This window comes from Adlercreutzia sp. CNCM I-6207, from assembly GCF_977072305.1.
The window spans coordinates 92,309-115,884 of the sequence record NZ_CDRVLZ010000007.1; the positions used below are offsets into that span (position 1 = coordinate 92,309).

A 23,576-nucleotide genomic window follows, 5' to 3' on the forward strand; every position below is an offset into this window, starting at 1 on the left:
GGTTCCTTATCTATTCAAACAGGCGCTTCCAGAAGCTTTTCTTTTCAGGTTCGGGGGCCGGCTCGGGCTCGGGCTCAGGCTCGCCCTCGGCGTTTTCATCAGCGGCAGCCATGGCGAGCTCGGCCAGCTCGTCGTCGGTGAAGGGGACATCATCGAAGACGCCTTCCTCGGCCGCCTCCGCAACGGCCTCGGCGTTGCGGTCGAGCTCCGTCAGCTCGGCGGCCTCAAGACCGGCGGAGGTATCCTCCTCGGTTTCCAGGACGAGGGTGTCGTGGGTGCGCCGGCCCAAAGCGGCTTCCAGCAGATCGGCATTGTCGGGCTCGGCTGCCGCCTCCTCCGCGGCATCGGCGAAGGCCTCTTCCGCATCGCCCTGCGCGTCCACCACGGGCGCTTCGCCATCCTCAATCTCCGCGAGGGCCTCCACGGTCGCGTCCTCGACCGTCTCCCCGGCAGACCCCTCGACCGCCTTCTCGGCCTCGGCCGCGCACGCCGGCGCGCCCTCCAGCACGTCCCGACGGCGCTCGCCGGCCGTGACGGCCGCCTCCTTGGCGTTCTCGCCGCGCAGGCCGTCCTCGTCCGCATCGAAGCGCTCGTCGAAAGTGCCGACGAGCGCCGAGGCGAACTCGCGGGCGTCGAAGTCGCGCAAGTCGTCGATGCCCTCGCCCACGCCGATCTTCACGATGGGCAGCCCCAGCTCGTGGCTCACGGCCAGCGCGATGCCGCCTTTGGCCGTGCCATCGAGCTTCGTGACGATAAGGGCGTCCAAATCCAGCGCGCGGTTGAACTCGCGGGCCTGCTGCAGGCCGTTCTGGCCCGTGGTGGCGTCGATGACGAGCACCGTGTACACCGGTAGCTTCGAGCGCTTGCGCACCACGTTCACTACTTTCTCCAGCTCGCGCATCAGATCGGCGGAGGTGTGCAGGCGCCCGGCCGTGTCGATGAGCACGAGCTCGGCACCGGTCGCTTCGGCGCGCTCCAGCGTGTCGTAGCACACGCTCGCCGGATCGGCTCCGCGCTCGCGGGTGACCATCTCCACCCCGGCGCGGCGCGCCCACACCTCAAGCTGCTCGATGGCGGCGGCGCGGAAGGTGTCGGCCGAGCCCAGGATGACCGCGCGACCCGCATCGGTTTCCGCCTTGGCGAGCTTGCCCACGGTGGTGGTCTTGCCCGTGCCGTTGATGCCCACGAATAGCACGACCGCCTCATCGCCGCCGAAGATGTCGGCCCCGGGCTCCGTGAAGGCACCGGCGATCTCGTCGTTCAAGAGGTCGAGCACCGCATAGGCGTCGGGCAGCGCCTTGCGGGTGGCTTGGTCGCGCAGGTTCTCCACGATGTCGCTGGCCGCCGCCCCGCCCACATCCGACAGGATGAGCGTCTCTTCCAAGCCCTCCCAGAACTCCTCGTCCAAATCGGGTCCACGGTCCAAAAGGACGTTCATCGACTCCTTGAACTTGTCGCGCGAGCGGGAAAGCCCCTCGCTGATGCGATCGAAAAAGCCCATCGGGCACTCCTTCAAAAATCAAAATGACGTTTTCCCCAGTTTACCCCATCGAGGGCCGGGCGAGACGCACGGCGGCCAGGCGACAAATCACAACCACGAGCTGACGATGGGAACCCAGCCCATGATGAGGATGATGACCACAAGCACCGGCACACCGAAGCGCATCCAGGGGAGCAGCCACGCAGGGAACTTGAGCCCCTCCCCCTCGTTGGCCTCGGCAAGGAACCTCTTCCAGCCCCAGCCGCGCCGCGAGACGCAGAACATCACGAAGACGAGCGAGCCCAAGGGCATGATGTTGCTGGACACAAGGAAGTCCTCCACGGTCTGGATGTCGCCCACCCCGGGCATGACCACATCCGAAAGCACATTGAACCCGAGCGCGCAGGGCAGCGACAAAAGCGGGATGGCGATGAGGTTCACCGTAACGGCCCGCCGGCGCGACCAACCCCACTGGTCCATGGAGAATCGCAGGATGCCCTCGAACACGGCGATGACCGTGGAGAGCGCCGCGAAGGACATGAACACGAAGAACAGCGTGCCCCACACCTGTCCGCCCCACATCTGCTCGAACACGCTCGGCAGCGTGATGAACACAAGGCCGGGGCCCGAGTCCGGCGCCACGCCGAAGGCGAAGCAGGCCGGGAAGATGATGAGCCCCGTGGCCAGAGCCACGCCGGTGTCGAGCACGCCGATGGTGGCCGCCTCGCCCATGAGCGAGCGATGCTTGTCGATATAGCTGCCGAAAATGGTCATGGAGCCCATGCCGATGGACAGGGTGAAGAAGGCCTGGCCCATGGCCGCGTAGGCCGCCTCGAAGAACATATCCGGGCTGCCGAAGATCTTCGAGAAGTCCGGCAGCAGGTAGAAGGCCACGCCGTCGGCCGCCCCCGGAAGGGTGAGCGCGCGCACCACGAGCACCCCCAAGATGGCGAGCAGGGCGAGCATCATGGCCTTGGTGATGCGTTCCACGCCCTTTTGCACCCCCAGCGAGCAGATGAGGATGGAGACGACGCACACCACTACCATCCAGAAGACGCATTCCACCGGCGAGGCCAGCATCGCGTCGAAGACGGCCGAGGTGGCCTGCGAGTCGGCCCCCACGAACTGCCCGGAGGCGAACTTCGGCACGTAGGCAAGCATCCACCCGGCCACCGTGGTGTAGAACATCATGAGCAGATAGCACCCGGCGATGCCCACCCACTTGTACTTGTGCCAGTGAGTGCCCGCCGGCTCCAGCACGTTGAAGGCGCGGGCGATGGAGCGCTGGGAACCGCGGCCCACAGCGAACTCCATGACCATGATGGGCAGGCCCAAGACCACCAGAAAGACCAGGTACATGACGAGGAAGGCCGCGCCTCCGTACTCGCCGGTGATGTAGGGGAAGCGCCAGACGTTGCCGAGGCCTATGGCGCAGCCAGCGGAGATGAGGATGAACCCCAGACGGCTGCCGAATCGCTCACGTTCCAATAACGTCTCCTTTAAACGAGCCGCGCCCCGACGAGCACGACCGCTGATTTTTCACGAGAGATCATGCTAACAGAACAGAGAAGCCCGCTGCTCGGGGATTTCCAAGCAGCGGGCTTTCCCTTTTCCATCCAAGCGCCCCGAACACTGTGGCCCGGAGCGTCCGGCGCGTTACTTGTCCTCGGCGGCCTTCTTGGCGTCGTCAGCCTTGTCCTTGGCGGCATCGGCGGCATCGGCAGCCTTCTCCTTGGCGGTATCAGCCGCATCCTTGGCCTTTTCGGCGGCGTCGGCGGCGGCGTCCTTGGCCTTGGCGGCGGCGTCGGCGGCGGCGTCCTTCAGATCGCCGGCCTTCTCGGCGGCAGCATCCTTCAAGTCGGCGGCCTTCTCGGCAGCGGCGTCCTTCAGGTCGCCCGCCTTATCGGCCAAATCGTGGGCGCCGTCCTGGAACGCCTCCTTGATGTCCTCGCCGGCTTCCTTCATCTTATCGATGAAACTCATGGTGAATCTCCCTTCATCGGGTCTTGCGCGTGCATCCACCATACCGTGCCGCAGCCGTCGCCGCCTCGCGATGAGCCCATCCGACGATGACCCCTTGACGACCTGTTAAGCTGCGGTCATCTGCGGCAGGCGCCCTGCGAGGCCGGCTCCTCGGCCCTTAACGGCTACCGGCCAGCACGAACTCCAGGGAGGCGGTGGTCGCGTCGGCGCTCTTCAGCGTGACGGCGACGCGCTGGCCCAGCCGGTAGACCTTTCCCGACTCGTCGCCCACAAGCGTGTAGCGCACCGGGTCGAAGACGAAGTACTCGTCGCCCAAGGCCCGCACGGGAAGGATGCCCTCGGCCGTGCAATCGAGGCGCACGTAGAGTCCCCAGGCCGCCACGCCGGAGATCACGGCCGAGAAGGACTGTCCCACGAATGCGGCCAGGTACTCGACCATCTTCAGCTCCTGGGACTCGCGGGCCGCCGCCTCGGCCACCCGTTCCATGGCCGAGGAGTGCTCGGCGATCCAGGGAAGCGCCGCCACCTCCTGGTCGAATTTCTCCGGACGGCGCGTGAGCGCGGCGCGCAGCATACGGTGCACCACCAAATCGGGGTAGCGGCGGATGGGACTCGTGAAATGGCAGTACACCTCGCTGGCAAGCCCGTAATGGCCCTGGTTCTCGGGCCGGTAGTCGGCCCTTTTCATGGCCCGCAGCAGAAGCGAGCTGACAAGCTCCCCCTCGCTGCGGGGCGCGCTTGCCGCCAAAATCTCCTGGATGACCTTCGGATCCCCCGCCACCAGCCGCGCCTCCATGGGCCTTTCGAACCAATCGAACTCCTGGAACACGGGAATGAGCGAGCCCAAGGCATCGGAGGCCGGAGGTTCGTGGACGCGGTACAGGCAGGGAAAGCCGCGCCGCTCCAGGTAGCCGGCCACGGTCTCGTTGGCCAGGATCATGGCCTCCTCCACCAGGCGCGTGGCGTCGGTCTTGCGGCGCAGCGCGATGTCGGTCGGCCGTCCCTCCGCATCGAGGATCACCTTGGCCTCGGTCGTGGCGAAGTCGATGCCGCCGGCCCGGGCGCGGGCCGCCTCCCGGGCGCGGGCGAGCCGCGAGCATTCCACGAGCCGCCAGGCAATATCGCCCCCGGCGGCGATGGCGGCCTTGTAGTCGACGAGGATGTCGTCGGCCTCGCCGTAGGAAAGGCGCGCGTCCGAGCGGATGAGGGCCGGGTACAGCGAGAAGCGCACGAGCTCTCCCTCATCGTTCAGGAACAGGTCGGCCGTCATGGAACGCCGCTCGGCGCCGGGCGCGAGCGAGCACAGCTCGTCGGAAAGAGCCGGGGGCAGCATGGGGATGACGCGGTCGGCCAGATACACGCTCGTGGCGCGCCGACGCGCGTCCAAATCGACCGAGGAGCCCCAGGGCACGTAGTGGCTCACGTCGGCGATGTGCACGCCGAGCCGCCACAGCCCCTCCCCTTCCAGATAATCCAAGGACAGCGCATCGTCGAAATCTTTGGCGTCGGCCGGATCGATGGTGAAGGTGAAGCGGTCGCGCAAATCGCGGTAGCCGGCGGCCAGGGCCCCCTCCGCATCCAAGGTCGCCGCGGCCGCGTCAGCCAGAGCCCCCTCCGAGAACACCGTCTCCAGCTTGTGGCGGCCGACGATGAGGTCGATGCCGGCCCCCGGCGCGTCGGAGGTATCGGCGAGCACCTCTTCCACAAAGCCCGTGGCGGCGCTGCGGCGCGTCGGGAACTGGGCGATGCGCACGCGCACGAGCGCCCCGTCGGGCACCTCGGGCGACTCGGCGCGCATGGTGAACACGTCGTAGGGAATGCGCGGATCTGCGGGGACCACCACCCCGAAGGGCTCGGCCACCTCGTAGCGCCCCACCAGCGTGTCGTGGGCTCGGTCGACGACCGAGAGCACCCGGGCGGCGGGACGACCCGTCATATCCCCGTCGTCATCCGTGACTCGCCGCCCCTTCGATGCCCCGGCCCGCAGAGGCGCGATTTCCACCAGATCGCCGTCGAAGGCGCCGACGAGGCCCGAGGCGGGGATGAAGTACTCCCCCTCGGCCGTCTGCACGAAACCGAAGCCGCCGGCGCTCACGGTGAGAACGCCCCGGGGATTCGCCTTGGGGCGGCGGCGCGTGTGCTTCCTGTTGCGGCTCACCCTATCTCCCTTCCCTTACGAGACGCGAAGGCGCCCGTGCACGTTGCGCGGCCGATCCTAGGCCGCCGGAATGAGCGAGCGGGCGATGTCGATGCCGGTGGCCAGCTGGGAGTCCGCTCCATCCTCCCCCTCGCCGTTTACCACCCCCACCTGGGGCACGATACCCACGTTGTCGATAGGCTCGCCCTGGGGCGTGAGGTAGTAGGCGGCGGTGTAGCGCACAGCCCCGCCGAAGTCCAGCTCGCGCACCACCTGCACCGAGCCCTTGCCCATGCTCGTCTCCCCCACCACGTCGGCCCGCTCGTTGTCCTGCAGCGACGCGGCGAGCACCTCGGCGGCGGCGGCCGTGTAGCGGTTCACCACCACGACAAGCGGCACGTCCTTGTACGGCGCGTCGCCCGCGGCCGATTTGGTGGTGGCCGGCCCATCGTTGCCCTGAATCTGCACGAGGACGCCGGAGTTCACGAACAGACTCGCGATATCGACGGCCTGGGTGAGGTATCCGCCGGCGTTGTCCCGCAGATCGAGCACGATGGCCCCGGCCCCCTGCTCGATGAGCGATTTCGTCGCCTGGTCCACCAGCTCCGCGGCGTTGCTCGAGATCTGGCGCACCTTCACGACGCCCACGCCGTCGGAAAGCGCGGTTGAGAGGTTCGCCTCCTCGTAGACCTTGCAAGTGAGCGTCGTGGTGAACTGCTCGCCGGTCTGGGCGTCCAGGCTCACCGGGCGCATCCAGGTCACCGACACCGTCGCGCCCTCGTCTTTGGCCAGCGCGTTCACCACCTCGGTCATCGACCAGGCCGATACGTCCTCGCTGTCGATGGAGGTGAGGAAGTCGCCCTGCTGCACGCCTTTGGCCTCGGCCTCGGAGCCCTCGAAGACATCCGACACGTAGGCGCGCCCGTTGTAGTCGGCGAACACCACGCCGATGCCGGCGTAGCTGCGCTCGGTGGTCTCCTTGATGTAGGTGTTGTACAGATCGGGGTTGTAGTAGGTGGCGTAGGGGTCGCCCGTGGACTTCATCAAGTCGTCGAGCATGGAATAGGTGGCCGCCGTAAGGTCGATCTCGTCCATGGAGTACGTGGAGAGGATGTCCTCCACATCGCCCACCCGGGCCGAGACGGACTCGAAGGTGTTGTTGGCCGCCGCAGCCGCAAGCGCCTCCCGCTCGCCATCGGAAACCGGGATGCCCCAACTCGCCACCAGCTCGGTCTGGCTGCGCAGGGCGAAGCCCCCGACGAAGGAGACGGCGACGAGGATGACCGCGAGGAACACGCGGAGCAGACCGTGGCTCGTCGCCTGATCGACCCGCCGCTCGCTGCGGGCCCGGGGGTTGGGGGTGAGATGCCGCCCGTTGCGTTCTTTGGCCATGGCCGCTCCTTGCACGTGACTCCGTCAATCTGAAAAGCGCGACCCCCTCGGCTCATCAGTGCCGCGGGGGTCGCGCCGACGTTCCAAACCTTTAAGACAAGATTCTACACCTTCAGGTACCGCCTCATGGCGAAAGCGGAGCCGAGAAGGCCGATTACGAGACCGGCTACCACCAGCACGATGTAGATCATGATGTAGGTGTTGCCCGAGACGTCCAGCGAGAGGAAGGACAGGGCGCTTTGCAGCTTCGGGATGCCGTACATGCGCAGCACCTGCAGGACGCCCACGGCCAGAAGCGAGCCGATAAGGGCGTGCAGGGCGCCCTCCATGAGGAAGGGCCCGCGGATGAACCCGTTGGACGCGCCCACCAGACGCATGATGGCGATCTCCTTGCGCCGGGCCATGATGGCCAGACGAATGGTGTTGTTGATGAACACGAGCGCGATGAACACGAGCAGCAGCACCAGGGCCACGCCCAAATAGCGCACGTACTTGGTCACCGAGAACAGGCGGTCCACCGTCTTCTGGCCGTACTTCAGCGAATCGGCCGGGTTGTCGGGCTCGTCGCAGATGGAGCGGAACGTCTCGTCGGCCTCGATGGCGGCGGCGATCTCGTCGACCTTCTGCGGGTCGGCGAGGCTCACGTCGATGGAGGCGGGCAGCGGGTTCGTTCCGTCCAGCTGCTCGATGATCTCGGGGTTGGTGGTCATGGAGTTGCTGAAGTTCTCCAGCGCCTGCTCCTTGGTGGTGAAGCCGACGCTTTCCACGCCGTCCATGCCCTGGATCATCGCGGTGACGGCGTCGATGGACTCCTGTGGCGCATCGTCGGCCACGTAGGCGGTGATGGAGACCTCGTCCTCGATGGAGGACACGAGGCGCTCCACAATGGTGCCGCCCACGAGGAACACGCCGATGATGAGCAGCGACAGGAAGATGGTGATGATGGAGCCGAGCGTCGTGGAGAGGTTGCGCGCGAAGCCCTGGAGCGACTCCTTGAAGAAGTAGAAGAGACTAGACATCGAAGCCGTACACCCCCCGGTCCTGGTCGCGGGTGAGATGCCCGCGGTCGAGCGCGATGACGCGACGGCGCATGTTGTCGACCATCTCGCGATCGTGAGTGGCCACGAGCACCGTGGTGCCCGTGCGGTTGATGCGCTCGAGCAGATCCATAATGCCGCGGGAGGTCTGCGGATCCAGATTTCCCGTGGGCTCGTCGCAGATGAGCAGAGGCGGCCGGTTCACGATGGCGCGCGCAATGGAGACGCGCTGCTGCTGGCCGCCGGAAAGCTGATCGGGATAGCTGTTCAGCTTGTCGGAGAGGCCCACGAGGCGCAGCACCTCGGGCACTTGCGTCTTGATGACGTGCCGGCTCTTGCCGATAACCTCCAGGGCGAAGGCGACGTTCTCGAAGACCGTCTTGTTCGGCAGGAGCTTGAAGTCCTGGAACACGCAGCCGATGTTGCGCCGCAGGTAGGGCACGCGCCAGTTGCGCATGGTGGTCAGATCCTCGTCAGCCACGTAGATCTTGCCCGAGGTGGGCTTGATCTCGCGGGTGAGCAGGCGGATGAAGGTGGATTTGCCAGATCCGGAGTGGCCCACGAGGAAGATGAACTCGCCGGCGAAGATCTGCAGGGTCACATCGCTTAAGGCGGGCTTCTTCGGCTGGGCCGGGTAGGTCTTGGTCACATGATCGAAGGTGATGACCGGCGCGCCCATGGGGGCGGCCATCTCGTCCACTTCGAGCATGGGCAAAGCCTGGGACAGCTGGGAGGTCATCGACGCCTTCTGGGCGTGGCCGGGCTGGGGCGCCGCCGCGCGGGCGCGCGGGTTGTTGCCCTGGGCCGGCGCGCCGGCGTGACGGCCGGCATGACCAGGAATTCCCTGGTTCCGTTCGTTCGTCACAGCTTGCTCCGTTCAGGTTGTTCGTTACTGAGACTGAAGTATTTTAGCAAAGGCCCGCGCGCTCACGAACCTTTTTCACAGCTTCAACAATGGCCGTAGCGTCAATGTTGAAATAGCCGAGCAGTTCCTCGAACTCGCCGGACTTGCCGAAACGGTCGCGCACGGCCACGCATTCCACGCACACGGGGTCGGCGCCGGCCAGAAGCTCGCAGACCGCCGAGCCCAAGCCTCCGATGACGGAATGCTCCTCGGCCGTCACGACGCAACGGGTCTTCGCCACCGATTCGAGAATGGTCGCCCCATCGAGCGGCTTCACCGAGAACGCATCGATGACCTCGGCGGAGATGCCGTCGGCGGCCAGCGCGTCGGCGGCGGCGAGCGCCTCGCGGATCTCCACGCCGTTGGCCACGATGGTGACATCGCTCCCCTCGCGCAGCACGTAGGCGCGCCCGATTTCCAGCTCCACCTCGTCGTCGTAGACGCAGGGCACGGCGGCGCGGCCCATGCGCACGTAGACGGGGCCCGGCGTGGCGGCAGCGAGGCGCAGGGCGGCGCGGGCGGCGGCGTAGTCGGCGGGCACGAGCACCCGCATGCCGGGAAGGCCGCGCATGAGGGAGACGTCCTCGAGCATCTGGTGCGAGCCGCCGTCGGGGCCCACGGAGATGCCCGCATGGGTGGGGGCGATCTTCACGTTCAGGTTCGAGTAGCACACGGTGTTGCGAATCTGGTCGTAGGCGCGCCCGGTGCCGAACACGGCGAAGGAGCCCGTGAACGCGATGTTGCCGGCCAGCGAGAGGCCCGCGGCCACGTCGATCATGTTCTGCTCGGCGATGCCGCAGTTGAACAGGCGCCCGGCGTATCCCGCGTCGGCGAGCTTCTTGGTGGTGGTCGAGCCGGTCAGGTCGGCGTCCACGGCCACGACGGGCACGCCCTCGGTGGCGAGCTCCGCGAGCGTGGCGCCGTACGCGGCGCGCGTGGCCTTCTTCTGGGCAGCGGTCTCGGTGTTTGCGAGTTTCACCATGACGGGCCTCCTATTCCGCGTCGGCGGACAGCTCCGCCAGAGCCTTCTCAAGTTCCTCGGACTTCGGCGCCTTGCCGTGCCAGCCGGCCTGGTTCTCCATGAAGGAGACGCCCTTGCCCTTCACCGTGCGCGCGATCACGCACACCGGACGGGCCGTATCGGCCGCCTCGGCCTTGATGCGGCCGAAAAGCTCGACGAGCGCGGGGATGTCGTGCCCGCAGACGCGCTGCACGTCCCAGCCGAAGGCGGCGAACTTCTCGCCCAAATCCCCCGGATCGCACACGTCGTGGATGCAGCCGTCGATCTGCAGCTCGTTGTTGTCGATGATGGCCACGAGGCGCCCGAGCTTCTGATGGGCGGCGAACATGGCCGCCTCCCACACCTGGCCCTCCTCGCACTCGCCGTCACCGAGCACCGTGAAGACGAGGCCGTCCTCGCCGGTCAGGCGCAGGCCGGCCGCAAGGCCCGCGGCCACGGAAAGCCCCTGGCCGAGCGAGCCGGTGGACACCTCCACGCCGGGCAGCAGGTTGGAATCGGGATGCCCCTGCAGGCGCGTGCCGAGCTTGCGCAGGGTGTGCAGCTCGTCGGTCGGGAAGAAGCCGGCGTGGGCCAGCGTCGCGTAGAGCGCCGGGGCCGCGTGCCCCTTGGCCAGGATGAACCGGTCGCGGCCGGGCTTGTGCGGGTCGGCCGGGTTGTAGTCCATGACGCCGCCGAAGTACAGCGCCGTGAGGATATCGGTGCAGGAGAGCGACCCGCCCGGGTGCCCGCTGCCCGCTTCCGTGATCATGGTCAGAATATCCTTGCGAATGTCGGTGGCCTTCGCCTGCAAGGCGGCAGTATCCATAAGCTTCCCTTTCCCGTTCGCTGCTAGGAGTTGGCTACTCTCCACGTATGATACCCGATGACGAAAGGTTCCAGGGCGCCGGAAAGGACGGCGTCCACATTTCCCGTCTCAACGCCGCTTCGGAGATCCTTCACGAGCTGGTACGGGAAGAGCACGTAGTTGCGAATCTGGCTGCCGAAGGAGTTATCCATGCGCTCGCCGCGCAGCTCGTCCAGCTCCTCGGCCCGCTTGCGCTCCTCCAGCTCGTAGAGCTTGGCGCGCAGCACGCGGAAGGCGGCCTCCTTGTTCTGCAGCTGGCTCTTCTCGTTCTGGCAGGTCACCACGATGCCCGTGGGCTCGTGGGTAAGGCGCACGGCCGAGTCGGTGGTATTCACGCACTGGCCACCCGGACCGCTGGAGCGGTACACGTCCACCCGCACGTCGGCGGGGTTCAAGTCGACCTCGATGTCGTCGGCGATGACCGGCAGCACCTCCACCGAGGCGAAGGTGGTCTGGCGGCGCTTCTTGGCGTCGGTGGGGCTGATGCGCACGAGACGGTGGATGCCGATCTCGCTGCGCAGCATGCCGTAGGCGTAGCGGCCCTCGATCTGGATGGTGGCCCGATCGAGCCCTATGCCCTCGCCGGGCACCAGATCGAGCACCGTCACCTTCCAACCCTTGTCCTCGGCGTAGTGGACGTACATCTGGTAGAGCATGCGGGTCCAGTCTTGGGCCTCGAGGCCGCCCTGCCCGGGGTTCACCGTGAGGATGGCGTCGCCCTCGTCGAACTCGCCGGAGAACCAGGACTCGATCTCCAGCTGGTCGAGAAGCGCCGTCAGCTCGGCGACCGTGTGCTCGGCCTCCTCGGCGAAGGCCGCATCGTCGCCGGCCAGCTCGCACGCCGCCGACGCGTCGTCCAGAAGACCGCAGGCCCGCTCGTAGTCCTCGATGGTGGCGCGAAGCCCCGCCGCCTTCTTCGAGACCGCCTGGGCCGTCGCCGCGTCGTTCCAAAAGTCCGGACGGGCCGTCTCCTCGTCCAGCGCGGCCAGCTCGTCGCGCTTCTCCTCGATACGCAAGAACGAGAAGGCATCGGACAGCCGACCCTGCGCCTTCTCGATCTCCTTCTGAATGTCTCTCAGTTCCATGCCTTGATCTAAATCTCCTTGAAACTCACCGGGGGCGGGCTGCGGGATACCGCTCAGTCGCTCAGACAGTCCTCGCTGGTATCGAAGGCGTCAAGGCTACTGCTCCCCTTCGCTTACCGCCTTCGATACCATCTGCGGAACTCGCTTGGTGAGCGGCACCCCGCATCCCGCTTCGCTCAACCTTAGTTGAGTGTGCGTCAAAGGTTCTGGCCGTGGCACTTCTTGAACTTCTTGCCGGAACCGCAGGGGCAGGGATCGTTGCGCCCCACGTTGGCGTAGGGGTCTTCCTTGTCCTTGACGTAGGTCTGGGGCTTGCCGGCGGCAGGGCGCGGAGGCGCGGCGGGAACACCGGAGGCGGCGCGGGCCGCGGCGGCGTGGCGACCGCGGATGCTCGACTCCTCCAGAGCCTGTTCCGGCGCCGAGTAGCTCATCTTGCGGGCCAGCGGGTCCTCCTGCTCCGCCAGGGCCGCGGGGGCCGGGCGGCCGGCACCGGCGGGGGCGCCCTCCGCCGCGGGCTTCGCGGCGATCTCCAGGCGCAGCAACGTGCGCAGGTAGTCGTCGTACATCGAGCTCGTCAGATTCTGGAAGGCGTTGTAGGCCTCGTTCTTGTATTCCACGAGCGGGTCGCGCTGGCCGAAGGCGCGCAGACCGATACCGGTCTTCAGATAGTCCATCTCCTGCAGATGCGCCATCCAGCGCGTGTCGATGATGCGCAGCATCACCTGGGCGGAGAGGTTCTCCATGAGGTCGTGGCCCAGCTGCTCGCTCTTCTGCTCGTAAATCCAGGTGAGGAAGTCGTTCAAAGCCTCGGCGACGTTTTCCGCCTCGTCCTCGTGATCGACCTTCGCCACGGAGAAATCGTTGCAGCCGGTCATGTTCGCGGCCCACAGGTCGATGGCGCGCACGTCCCAGTCGTCGCTGGCGGAATTCCCGGGGCAGCACTCCCCCACGATGGCGTCCACGGCGTCGCGGATGATGCCGGGAATGCGCTCGGTCATGGACTTGCCGTCCAGGATGGCGTTGCGCTCCTCGTAGATGGCCTTGCGCTGGAGGTTCATGACATCGTCGTATTCCAACACGTTCTTACGGGCGGCGAAGTGCATGGACTCCACCTGGCGCTGGGCGCTCTCGATGGATTTCGACACCATGCCGGCTTGGATGGGCATGTCGTCCTCTTGGTTGGTCTTCTCCATCATGTGCGCGATGGAGTCCATCTTCGAGCCGCCGAACAGACGCATGAGATCGTCTTCCAGCGAGAGGTAGAACTGGGTCACGCCCGGGTCGCCCTGACGGCCGGAACGGCCGCGCAGCTGGTTGTCGATGCGGCGGGACTCGTGGCGCTCGGTGCCGATGACGCAGAGTCCCCCGGCGGCGAGCACCTGCTCCTGCTCCGCGTCGCAGATCTCGCGGGCGCGGGTAAGGGCGTCGGCGCGGTCGGCCGCCGATGGGATGGGGCCGCGCGCCTCCTCGTCGCCCTCTTGGGCGTCCACGTCGAACCCGCGCTCGCGCAGCAGGTCCTCGGCGAGCATGTCCGGCTCGCCGCCCAAGCGGATGTCGGTACCGCGGCCGGCCATGTTGGTGGCGATGGTGACGGCGCCAAGGCGCCCGGCCTGGGCCACGATATGCGCCTCGCGCTCGTGGTGCTTGGCGTTCAGCGTCTCGTGCTTGATGCCTCGCTTGTCCAGAAGCCGCGAGAGCTTCTCGGAGTTCTCGATGGACACGGTGCCGATCAGGCACGGTTGGCCCTTCGCGTGGCGCGCGGCGATGTCGTCGGCCACGGCGTTGAACTTGCCGTCGATGGTGCGGTACACCAGATCGTTCTCGTCGACGCGGATGACCGGCTTATTGGGAGGAATGGCCATGACCGGCAGCTTGTAGATCTGGCGGAACTCCGCGTCCTCGGTCATGGCGGTACCGGTCATGCCGGAGAGCTTGTCGTAGAGGCGGAAGTAGTTCTGCAGCGTGATGGTGGCCAGCGTCTGGTTCTCCTCGCGCACGAGCACGTGCTCTTTGGCCTCGAGCGCCTGGTGCAGGCCCTCGGAGTAGCGGCGCCCCTCCATGATGCGGCCGGTGAACTCGTCGACGATCTTCACCTCGCCGTCCATGACGACGTAGTCGACATCGCGATGGAAGAGGAACTGGGCCTTCAGCGCCTGCTGCAGGTGGTTCGCCAGCTGGCCGGACGGGTCGGCGTAGATGTTCTCGATGCCGAGCATAACCTCGATCTTCTCAAGGCCGCTCTCCGTAGCGTTGATGGTGCGCTTGGCCTCGTCCATGTCGAAGTCGACGCCCTCTTTGAGGCCGGGCATGACCCGGGCGAACTTCTTGTAGGTGTCGGCGGCCTGGGTGCCGGCGCCGGAGATGATGAGCGGGGTGCGGGCCTCATCGATCAGGATGGAGTCCACCTCGTCGACGATGGCGAAGTGGTGCCCGCGCTGCACCCGCGAGCTGCCGCGCGTGACCATGTTGTCGCGCAGGTAGTCGAAGCCGAACTCGGAGTTGGTACCGTAGGTGACGTCGGCCTCGTAGGCGGGCTTCTTCGCCGCCGGCGGCATGCCGTTCTGGATAAGGCCGGTCTTCATGCCGAGGAAGCGGTAGATCTGGCCCATCCACTCGCAGTCGCGCCGGGCCAGATAATCGTTGACGGTCACGATGTGCACGTTGTGCCCGGGAATGGCGTTCAAATAGCCGGCCAGGGTGGACACGAGCGTCTTGCCCTCGCCAGTCTTCATCTCGGCGATCTGTCCCTCGTTCAGGGCCATGCCGCCGATGAGCTGCACGTCGAAGTGGCGAAGCCCGATGGTGCGCACGGAAGCCTCGCGTACGGCGGCGAAGGCCTCGGGGAGCAAATCGTCCAGGCTCTCGCCGGCGGCGTAGCGCTCGCGGAACTCCTGCGTCTTAGCGGCCAGCTCCTCATCGGAAAGCGCCTGGAACTCCGGTTCCAGCGCGTTGATCTTATCGACTTTGGCCTGGTAGCGCTTCAGCTGCTTGCCCTCGCCCATCGTGAGCAGTTTGGAGAGAAATCCCATAGGTTGCGTCTTCTTTCTGTGGTCGGCGAGCGGTCATGGGGTCGGCGATCGCCTCCCCTTCAACAACTCCCGTCGCCTTCGTTGGGCGGCCGCGCGGGCCGCCTCGGTGCAAATCTGCTCCACTCTACCACAGAGCGCAGGTGGCGCGCCCAATTTCACAGGGTTTGCAAGGCGGCGAGACCCCCTTCTGCGCCCGGTTGCGCCCGGTTGTGCCGTCCAGTGCCGTCCCGCACCATCCCGCACCGTCGCACCCGGCCCCTTTCGCGGCGCAGCCCCGTCGCACTCCAGTCCCTTCGCACCCCAGCGCCATCGCACCCCGGCCCCTTCGCACTCCAGTCCCTTCGCGCTCCAGCGCCATCGCACCCCGGCCCCTTCGCACTCCTGCACCGTCACACCCCGGCCCTTCGCGTCACTTCTTCAATCGTTGCCACTGCTTTTCCCGACGACATCTCCCTCGAAAGCCCACTCTCATACAGCCTTACAGTCTTCGCGGAAATCGCTGGAAATCGACCACCGGCCAATCTCTCCTAACCAGATGCTTCTTTTTTTCGAGTTGTTAGAGTTTAGAGCCAATTCACATCACTCTACCCCGTAGTGGTTTTGAGATTGATATACGTATTAAGATATTTTTTAAATACTTTAGCATATACAGTCGTTTAGATTTCAGATTTATGCGAGCGCCAGCTCCGCAAACGTCTAACAACTCAAAATTTTTGCCTCAAACCAAACCAGACATTGTCTCAGGTATGACAAATGAACAAAGTCATGGCGTTAGTGCATTTGGTTCAGCCTCGCATCTCGGCCTTTCGCCTCGGCCGCCCGCTTCGCCCCACCTCCTCACACGCACTTGCGCAGTTCGCTGCGAAGCCTCATATGGCGATCGAGTTGCTTTCCGTTGAGCCGCTTGAAATCACAACCAGCTGCGCGAAATGCATGCAGAATTGTCTCTTGGAATTCGAAAACATTCTCAAGCTGACTCGCCGTGATTGATCTTATCTCCAATCCCTGAGCAGCCAGCGCGCTCCTGCGACGCGAATCACGGGAAAGGCTCAAGCTGCTCCCATGGAACTGCGAGCTATCGTATTCAAGTGCCACACCGCGCTCGGGCCATAGCACATCGCATACCAACGACGAGTCATGGGCAATGCGCTCCGCCTCTCGCCTCAACTTGACCGGCTCATTAAGACGCGCACCCCTCATGCCGAATCCGCCGTAATTACGTGGCGCAGTCGCTATGATCGCCAAGGACGTCTCAGCTGGCGAAGCCGACTTTGCCAGAACGTATCGCGCAGCCGTCTTCGCTGCCGCCGACCCTTTGAAGCCACGCAAATGGCTGCAGAAGGCAACCAGCCGATTCGGCGAGCAGAGCGGATGCCGCACAAGATACTCGCTGGCCTCGACAGGATAGCAACCGCATAGCTCATAACCCAATGACAGAAGCGCGCCAAAGGGAAGCAACGATGCCATCTGGGCAAAAACGAGTTCCGGAACACAAACGTACACACCCCGCGTGATTTTCGGGAAAGACCCTTTCGGATATGTTGCCGAGCTGTGGTGATACGTCAACCCGTCCGCAGTACGCACCCCGGGCTTGCGATGTCCGAGCACATGGAGAACTTTTCCGGCACCACTCGAACTATCAGCGATTCCAGACTCTTCCGAGCGCTTCGACGAATGCGTCTCCGACAAGACAACGCGACAAGCGCCAAGCAGCTCAGCGAGTTCTTCCGGCACACCATCCTCTAGCGCACCATCAATGATTTCGACAACGGTGCGTTTTGCTGAGGACGAATCCACCAGAACGGCCGATGACGGAAAGATCCGAAAAGGCAGATCATCGGTCTGCATCGTCTTACGGCAATGGAAAAGATGCAAGGCAATGCCATTGCGAGCGGACCACAACCTCCAGAATTCCAAAGCAGTCTCATGACTTAAGCAGATGCACCGCATTTCCCCTCCTTTACTTAGTAGTGTATTACTGTATGCTATATCACAATCGAGCGAAATATACCAGAGGGAAATTCGTCTGCGAAAGATGCGGTAGTCGAGCAATTGGTCACAGAGGCAAACTCAGGACAAGGACAAACGGAGGCCCACTCCGTCCGGGATCAAAGCACACAAGGGCAAGCGGAAGCCCATGCCATCTGGGCTCAAAGCATTTCAATCAGTGAACTAAAATGGCGCAAGATTTTCGAGTTGTTAGAGTTTCGCAGACAGCAGCCCCACCCCCTACGGTATCTCATTTTCCACATCACATCTCTGACCTGGGGGTATTCACCATGCTCGGACGCATTGATGAACGTCATGGCGATCTACCTCGGCATAGCGCCGAACAAAAGCCTAACAACTCGAAATTGTCGTCCGAGAATTTGGCAAAGGTTGGCAGGAGCAAGACCGCCAGAGGCAAAATAGCCAACAGCGGGATCGGGGAGGCCCGGGCGCGGGTTGCAGGCAGATAGGCCAGAAGGATCCGGGCGCAAGCTGCAGGCAGGAGAAACCGGGGAGACCTGGGCGCAAACTGCAGACTGAGGGGGCCAGGCCAGGCCAAACGCAAGCTGCAGGCAAGTGCGAAGTAGCCCGGACAGAGCGGCGGAAAAACGGGGAGGGCCCGCCATAGCAGGTCCTCCCCGAAAGTACGTCAACAACGACGAAGCGTCCCGCGAGACCCAAGCATCATGGCGGCACCTCTCCTGACGAGACATCGCCGCCCACCAATGCGAGACTCACAAGGCCCGGGCATCGGGCCGCCCCCTCCCCCAGAAACATGATGGCGGAGACTTCGGCCCATGCAAGCGAGCACCCCGCAACGCCCCGGTAAATGCCGCGGAAGAGACTAGTACTCCTCCAGATCGGCGGGGTTCACGCGGCCGCGGAAGGTGCGGTAGATGACCACGTGGTACACGAGAACGAGCGGAAGCCCGATGCACAGGATGATGGTCATCCAGGCGAGCGACAGCTCCGACGATGCGGCGTTGGCCAAGGTGATGGCCGGCCCCACGGAATCGGCCGTGGCGTTCACGAGCACGGGGAACATGGAACAGGCCAGAAGCGCCACGAGCGCGATCATGGACGCGGACTGAGCCAGAAACGCCTTCAGGTCGTCCCCGGACGTCTTGCCCACGACGAGCGAGGCCAGCAGCCCCACCACCACCAGCGCCACGAACAGCCACCGCAGGATGCCCAAGTTCGGATCCATCTCGGGCCCGACAAGAACGAGGGCGTACACGGACACCACGGCGAACAGAACAAGCGCGATCACTTGCAGGGGCAGGCGCAGCCGTGCGGCGCGGGCCTGAAGGTAAGAGGGCAGCGGCGCCTTCAGCGCGGCCCAGCAGGCGCCGGCGGCCAAAAACATCGCCAGGCCCAAAAGCCCCGTCAGCAGCGTGAAAGGCGTGATGAGGCCGATCAGAGGCACGCCGGCGTAATCGCCCGCGGCGTCCATGGGGATGCCGGCGAAGATGTTGCCCACCGCCACGCCGAGCAGCAGCGCCGGAAGCAGCGAGCCCACAAAGAAGCACGCGTCCCAGAGCTTTCCCCAGGACGGATCGCCGGCACGGAACTCGAAGGACACGGCGCGCACGATAAGGCCGAACAACACCAGCATGACGGCCAGGTAGAACCCGGAGAACGTCGTGGCATAGGCGTCCGGGAAGGCGGCGAACAGCGCACCTCCCGCCGTGAGCAGCCACACCTCGTTGCCGTCCCACACAGGACCGATGGCCCGGCGCAGCACCGCGCGCTCCTCGTCGTTTTTCGCGATGAAGGGCGACAGCACGCCGATGCCCAGATCGAACCCGTCAAGCACGAAATAGCCCGCGATGAGCACGAAGATGAGGAAGAACCACAGCACGCTTAAGAACTCCATCATGGCTACTCACCTTCCTTCTCGCTATCGCCCGCGGCGGCGACGGCCTCCGCAACGACGACATCGCCCTCGGCGTCGGCGGCGACCACGGCGACTGCGGCCGCATCGGCGGCAGCAGCGCCCTCGGCAACCGGCCCTTCCTTGATGAAGCGGCCGATGACCCGCGCCCACCCGATGAGCAGCACCAGATACACGAGCACGAACAGGCCCAGCGTCAGCCACAGCTCCGGCGCCGACACCGACATGGAGATGCCGTCGGCCGTCAGCAGCGACACGCCGTCGGGGCCGGTGACCGACGGGTACACCACCCAGGGCTGGCGCCCCACCTCGGCGGTGATCCAACCTGTCTGAATGGCGATGAACGGCCAGATGGGCGAAAGCACCGCCGCCCACTGCAACCAGCGCATCTTCGCGATGCGGCCGCCCTTGAAGGTGAACACGAGCACGAGAATGCCCGTCAGCATGATGAGCCCGTACATGGCCACCATGAGGTGGTAGCTCTGGAACACGAGCCCCACGGGCATGTCCTCCACCACCATGTCGCCGTACTCCTCGGTCTGGGCGAGCTCGTTTAAGCCCGGATACTCCGTCTCGAAGTTGCCCGTGGCCAGAAAGCTCGTGCCGCCGGGAATGGCGAAGGGAGCGATGACCTCCTGGTTGTCCTCATCCACAATGCCCACGGCGTACAGCGGGGGCACCTCGGAATCGTACATGCCCTCCATCATGGCGAGCTTGGTGGGCTGCTCGTTCCACACCACCACGGCGGAGGAATGGGCGAACACGATCATGGCGCAGGAGGTCACGATGCCCACCACGGCGGCGATGCGCATGGTCTTCATGGCGAACTCGGCGTTGCGGCCCTTAAGCATATACCAGCCGGCCACGGCCATGGCCACGAACGCGCCCATGATGAGCAGCGCGTCCACGGTGTGGGTATAGCGGGCGAAGATGGACGGGTTGAAGGCCGCCGAGAAGAAGTCGGTGATGACGGCCTCGGTGCCGTCGGCGTTAAGCTCCGCGCCGGCCGGCGTCTGCATCCAGGAGTTCGCGATGAGGATCCACAGCGCCGACAGGCACGACCCGGCCCACACGAGCCACGAGGACACCATGTAGAACTTCGGGCTCACCCTCTCGCGCCCGAACAGGAGCACGCCCAGAAAGACCGACTCCAGGAAAAAGGCGAACAGCGCCTCGGCGGCCAAAGGAGCTCCGAAGATATCGCCCACGAACCGCGAGTAGTTCGCCCAATTGGTGCCGAAGGAGAACTCCATGGTGATGCCCGTGGCCACTCCGATGGCGAAAGTCGCGGTGAACACCTTCACCCAGAATTTCGTCGCCGCAGCGTCCTCGGGTTTGCGCGAGCGGTAATAGCGGGTCTCGTTGATGGCCAGAATGAGCCCGAGTCCGATGGACAGCGGCACGAACAGGAAGTGGTACGCCACCGTCAGCGCGAATTGAATGCGCGAGAGCACCGCCACATCAGCGAAAGCCTCCATTGCACACCCCCTTTCTCTGCGCGCCCGCGGCCGGGATGCGGCCGCCCCTGGGCGCAATCGAATACGTTCCCATTCCCAAGCGGAACGGTCAGGTTCCATAGTACTCCTTCTGTACGGAAGGCAGCGTGTCAACCTGGTGTCACTTCCTGCTCGTTTCGCCGCCTCGCCCGCCTCACCCCTAGGCGAAAGACAACTCGCCTTCCAACAGCTGCCGGTAGAGGGCGGCCAGCGCCGGCGAGGGATCGAGTCCCAGCGTTCGCGACAAGCGGTCGCGGCAGGCGAAGAACGTCTGTACGGCGGCCGAGCGCTGATCGGTGGCCATCTGCGCGCGCATGAGAGCCGCCGCCGCGTCCTCGCGCCCCGCATCGCGCTGAAAGGCCTCCCGAGCGAGCCACAGCGCCCCCTGGAGCTCCCCCCGGACAAGAAGACGCCGCGAAGCCGCCACCAGGCCGTCCACGAACTCCGCGTCGAGGCGATCGCGGAAGACGACGATGGCCTCGCACTTGCGCTCGGTGGGCAGAAGCACGCTGCCGAAGGAGCCTTGGATCGTGGCTATGGCCCTCTCCCAGGCCATATCGTCGGCAGGGCCGAACAGAAGGCAGCGAATCAGCTCCTCGAACTCGTCTAGGTCGCTCTCGAACAAATCGGGATCGAGCCGGCAGCCGTAGCGGCTGCGGATGAGGTAGGGGCACGACCCCTGCTGGGAAAGGAGAGATCGCAGATCTCCCCACACGCGGTAGAAGCTCTTCGCCCCCGTGCGCTTGTCGGCGGCGGGCCACAACATGGAGACGATCTGGTCGCGTCCCAGCTCGCGCCCGCGGTGCAGGGCGAGCAGCGCCAGCAGAAGACGGGTCTTCGGGCGGCCCTCGAACTGATAGGTGATGTCGCGCCGCCCCAAAGCGACTTCCATGGTGCCGAACAACTTCAGGCGCAGCGGCTCCACGGACACCTCGGGCGCGACGGCCATCGCCGTCCGGGGCGCGCTGGACACCGGCAAACTGCGCCCGCGCTCGGGATCCTCGACGACAGGAGCTCCAGAAGACTTCTCGCGGCGCGAGCGGGCCGCTCCCTTCTCGACATGAGCCGCAAATAATGCGGCGGACACGGGAGCGGAAAGCCGCGGCAGGCCGAGGCCCTCGAGCACCTCCCCCGCCCGCTCCAGCGCGGCGGCCGCCCGGTAGGCTCCGAAGCCGAGGCTCCAGCCGCACTCCACCAGCGCGTCCAGGGCGCGATGGCTGCAAGCGACGAGCCGCACCAGCTCGGGTCGGCCGGCAATGGCCGTATCGGCGCCGGCGCCCAGCGCCCCGGTCGCCTCCAGGCCCTCCAGCGCCGCCGCGGCGCCGAGCAGCCGGCGCTCCACGTCGATGCGCGAGCCGCTTCCCCAGTCCAGCGCTTCGCCGACCCGGGACGCCCAGACCGCCAGGACGTCGTCGCCGCGGCCCAGCGCCAGTACTCCATGCGCCACCACGACCAGCTCGGCCAGACCGTCCTCGCGCTCGACTCCCCCGGCGCCATCCAGTTCAGCCAGGCAGGAGGCGACCGTCTCCTCCATGGCCCGGCGCGTGGCCGCGTTGCCCACCTCCCAGGCCGCCAATGCCGCAGAGAGGACCGTTCGCGGCGTGCTCCTCTCCGAGACAAGGCTGCGCTGGGCGAACTGATCGGCCCGCGCGCGATCGCCCCGCTGCGCCCAGGCCCAGGCGATCATGGCGTTGATGTCCGCACGGGCTGCCATTTGGGTGCGGGTCGCCGAGTCGTAGAGCTCGCACACCTCGACGGCCGCGCCGCCCCACAGGGCCGCCCAGCCGTTCGCCGCCAGCCACCGGCCGTGGGCCCGCCGGCGCGCCAGCAGCGTCATCGCGCTCACGGCGCGTCCGCATTCCCCACGCTCCATCAAGCGCTCCGCCAAAACCTCCATCGCCTCCTCCCTACCGGCGAACCCGCAGGTCTCGGCGAGCGCCTGAAGACGCGCCCGCCCGTGATCCCTCACCTCCCCAAGGGACACGGAAAGCGCGGCGAAGCTCTCTTCGCCGGCGGAAATGCCCACAAGAGGGCAACGCGCAGCGAGAGCATCCCAGGCCTTCTCGGCCCGGCGCGCCCCGAGCAGCGCGCGCACGTCGTCTATCGTGCCCCTTCCGAGCACCGTCATGGCCCACAGGGCAAGCTCCTCTTCCGGAGTGCATCCCGCCCGGCTCGCGCCGAGTACCAGCTGGATCGGCGTCGCAGACCCCCATCGCAGGGCGGCAATGCGCTCGGCCAACCCTAAGGGGCGCCGATCCGTCACCCCTTCGGGCTCCTCCTCCAAATCCTCCCGCGCTACCAGCATCTCCGCGGCCCCGATGACGACGCGCCTGCCGAACAGCTCCATCGGCGCATCGGCCCGCGTTGTCGTGGCGATCACCTCGCAGTTCGCATCCGCCAAGCGCTCCACGACCTCCGCAAAGGCCTCGGCGCGATCATCGGTAAGGAGCGGAAGATCGGTCACCACCATCAGCGCGGCGTGCTCGTCGGCTTCAAGCACCGCCTCGGCCAGCACCCCCGCATCCAAATCCCGCAAGAAGCAGGGCGACGAGCCGCGCAGCCAGAATACGTGCTCGAACTGGAACATCACAGATGCGTACTCAAATGCGAGCGTCGCCTTCCCGAACCCCGGCGGCGCGACGACAAGGCGCAGGGCGCCGCGATCCTCGAGGAGCCGCGACAGAAGGCGCGGTCGGCTCCTCAGGCGGTCGGGAACCACTCCGTGGGGGCGCCTCCCCTCGCAAGCGCTCTGCTGGATGAAACGGGTCATGGGCATCTCCTTCTTCTTTCGGCCCTCGCTAACAACAGGTCGCACCTTACGAGGCCCCGACTGTCCGGGCAACCAGCAAGGAACACAAGGCCGCCGATCCCCTTCCATTGCCGCCCGGACAAACCGCCCGCAACATACAGGCAGCCTCGCAAAAGGCACCCGCAAGCACAAGGAACGCGCGAGGAAGGCCCGCGGCAGGCGTCTCCAGTCATCTGCGGAAAAGCTCCAGCGCCATTCGCGCTCCATGCAAGCGACAAGCAGTCGAACGGCACCCGCGCGACGGGCTCTCGCCGTCCTCTCGCGCCACCGGCAGAAAGCCGCCAGCGCCCGTTGCCGCCCCAGGAGGGACGGCGCCGACAAGAAACAGGGACGCCGCCACGGTTTCTCCACGGTTCGCGCGAGAGCATTTCCGCGAAACCGTGGGGGTCGGCGCGGGCGTCAGGCGAGAGCACTTCCGCGAAACCGCGGCGGTCGGCGCGGGCACAAGAAAAGACCCCTCCGCCGTTGCGGAGGGG

At 65.7% G+C, this 23,576-nt stretch carries 15 protein-coding genes; all 15 read right to left on the reverse strand.

Annotated elements, in window-relative coordinates; translation table 11 throughout:
* Positions 1-10 precede the first annotated feature (10 nt).
* The 15 genes from ftsY to ACW4QM_RS05380 all read right to left on the reverse strand — a co-directional run bounded on the left by ftsY (position 11) and on the right by ACW4QM_RS05380 (position 23,061).
* Positions 11-1,501 carry a signal recognition particle-docking protein FtsY gene (ftsY, locus tag ACW4QM_RS05310; RefSeq protein WP_231699608.1) on the reverse strand — a complete coding sequence of 497 codons (1,491 nt, stop codon included), beginning with the start codon at positions 1,499-1,501 and terminating at the stop codon, positions 11-13.
* Positions 1,502-1,588: 87 nt separating this feature from the next.
* A complete protein-coding gene (locus ACW4QM_RS05315; protein ID WP_161128079.1) occupies positions 1,589-2,968 on the reverse strand; it encodes a sodium-dependent transporter in 1,380 nt (459 codons plus the stop codon).
* Positions 2,969-3,136: 168 nt separating this feature from the next.
* On the reverse strand, positions 3,137-3,463 hold the full coding sequence (locus ACW4QM_RS05320) for a hypothetical protein (RefSeq protein ID WP_022740131.1): 327 nt from the start codon (positions 3,461-3,463) through the stop codon (positions 3,137-3,139).
* Between the two features lie 157 nt (positions 3,464-3,620).
* Complete coding sequence (rnr, locus tag ACW4QM_RS05325) at positions 3,621-5,621, reverse strand: ribonuclease R (protein ID WP_161128080.1); 2,001 nt, start codon at positions 5,619-5,621, stop codon at positions 3,621-3,623.
* Positions 5,622-5,678: 57 nt separating this feature from the next.
* Positions 5,679-6,992, reverse strand: a complete 1,314-nt coding sequence (locus ACW4QM_RS05330; RefSeq protein WP_161128081.1) for a S41 family peptidase — start codon at positions 6,990-6,992, stop codon at positions 5,679-5,681.
* A gap of 104 nt (positions 6,993-7,096) precedes the next feature.
* Positions 7,097-8,011 carry a permease-like cell division protein FtsX gene (ftsX, locus tag ACW4QM_RS05335; RefSeq protein ID WP_022740139.1) on the reverse strand — a complete coding sequence of 305 codons (915 nt, stop codon included), beginning with the start codon at positions 8,009-8,011 and terminating at the stop codon, positions 7,097-7,099.
* The gene (gene ftsE / locus ACW4QM_RS05340) at positions 8,004-8,768 is read right to left on the reverse strand and encodes a cell division ATP-binding protein FtsE (RefSeq protein WP_231699616.1); all 765 of its coding nucleotides are present in this window, start codon (positions 8,766-8,768) and stop codon (positions 8,004-8,006) included. Before ftsE ends, ftsX begins: the two co-directional genes overlap by 8 nt.
* Positions 8,769-8,937: 169 nt before the next feature.
* Positions 8,938-9,915 carry a transketolase family protein gene (locus ACW4QM_RS05345; protein WP_161128082.1) on the reverse strand — a complete coding sequence of 326 codons (978 nt, stop codon included), beginning with the start codon at positions 9,913-9,915 and terminating at the stop codon, positions 8,938-8,940.
* 10 nt (positions 9,916-9,925) lie between these two features.
* On the reverse strand, positions 9,926-10,759 hold the full coding sequence (locus ACW4QM_RS05350; RefSeq protein ID WP_114548754.1) for a transketolase: 834 nt from the start codon (positions 10,757-10,759) through the stop codon (positions 9,926-9,928).
* 23 nt (positions 10,760-10,782) lie between these two features.
* Positions 10,783-11,883, reverse strand: a complete 1,101-nt coding sequence (prfB, locus tag ACW4QM_RS05355; RefSeq protein WP_161128083.1) for a peptide chain release factor 2 — start codon at positions 11,881-11,883, stop codon at positions 10,783-10,785.
* Between the two features lie 197 nt (positions 11,884-12,080).
* Positions 12,081-14,912 carry a preprotein translocase subunit SecA gene (secA, locus tag ACW4QM_RS05360; RefSeq protein WP_161128084.1) on the reverse strand — a complete coding sequence of 944 codons (2,832 nt, stop codon included), beginning with the start codon at positions 14,910-14,912 and terminating at the stop codon, positions 12,081-12,083.
* Between the two features lie 837 nt (positions 14,913-15,749).
* Complete coding sequence (locus ACW4QM_RS05365; protein ID WP_237974885.1) at positions 15,750-16,862, reverse strand: hypothetical protein; 1,113 nt, start codon at positions 16,860-16,862, stop codon at positions 15,750-15,752.
* 883 nt (positions 16,863-17,745) lie between these two features.
* On the reverse strand, positions 17,746-18,777 hold the full coding sequence (gene cydB, locus ACW4QM_RS05370; protein ID WP_161128442.1) for a cytochrome d ubiquinol oxidase subunit II: 1,032 nt from the start codon (positions 18,775-18,777) through the stop codon (positions 17,746-17,748).
* 5 nt (positions 18,778-18,782) lie between these two features.
* Positions 18,783-20,273 carry a cytochrome ubiquinol oxidase subunit I gene (locus tag ACW4QM_RS05375; protein ID WP_161128440.1) on the reverse strand — a complete coding sequence of 497 codons (1,491 nt, stop codon included), beginning with the start codon at positions 20,271-20,273 and terminating at the stop codon, positions 18,783-18,785.
* Positions 20,274-20,451: 178 nt separating this feature from the next.
* Entirely contained in the window at positions 20,452-23,061 is a 2,610-nt protein-coding gene (locus ACW4QM_RS05380) for a BTAD domain-containing putative transcriptional regulator (RefSeq protein WP_161128439.1), read from the reverse strand.
* Between the last annotated feature and the right edge of the window lie 515 nt (positions 23,062-23,576).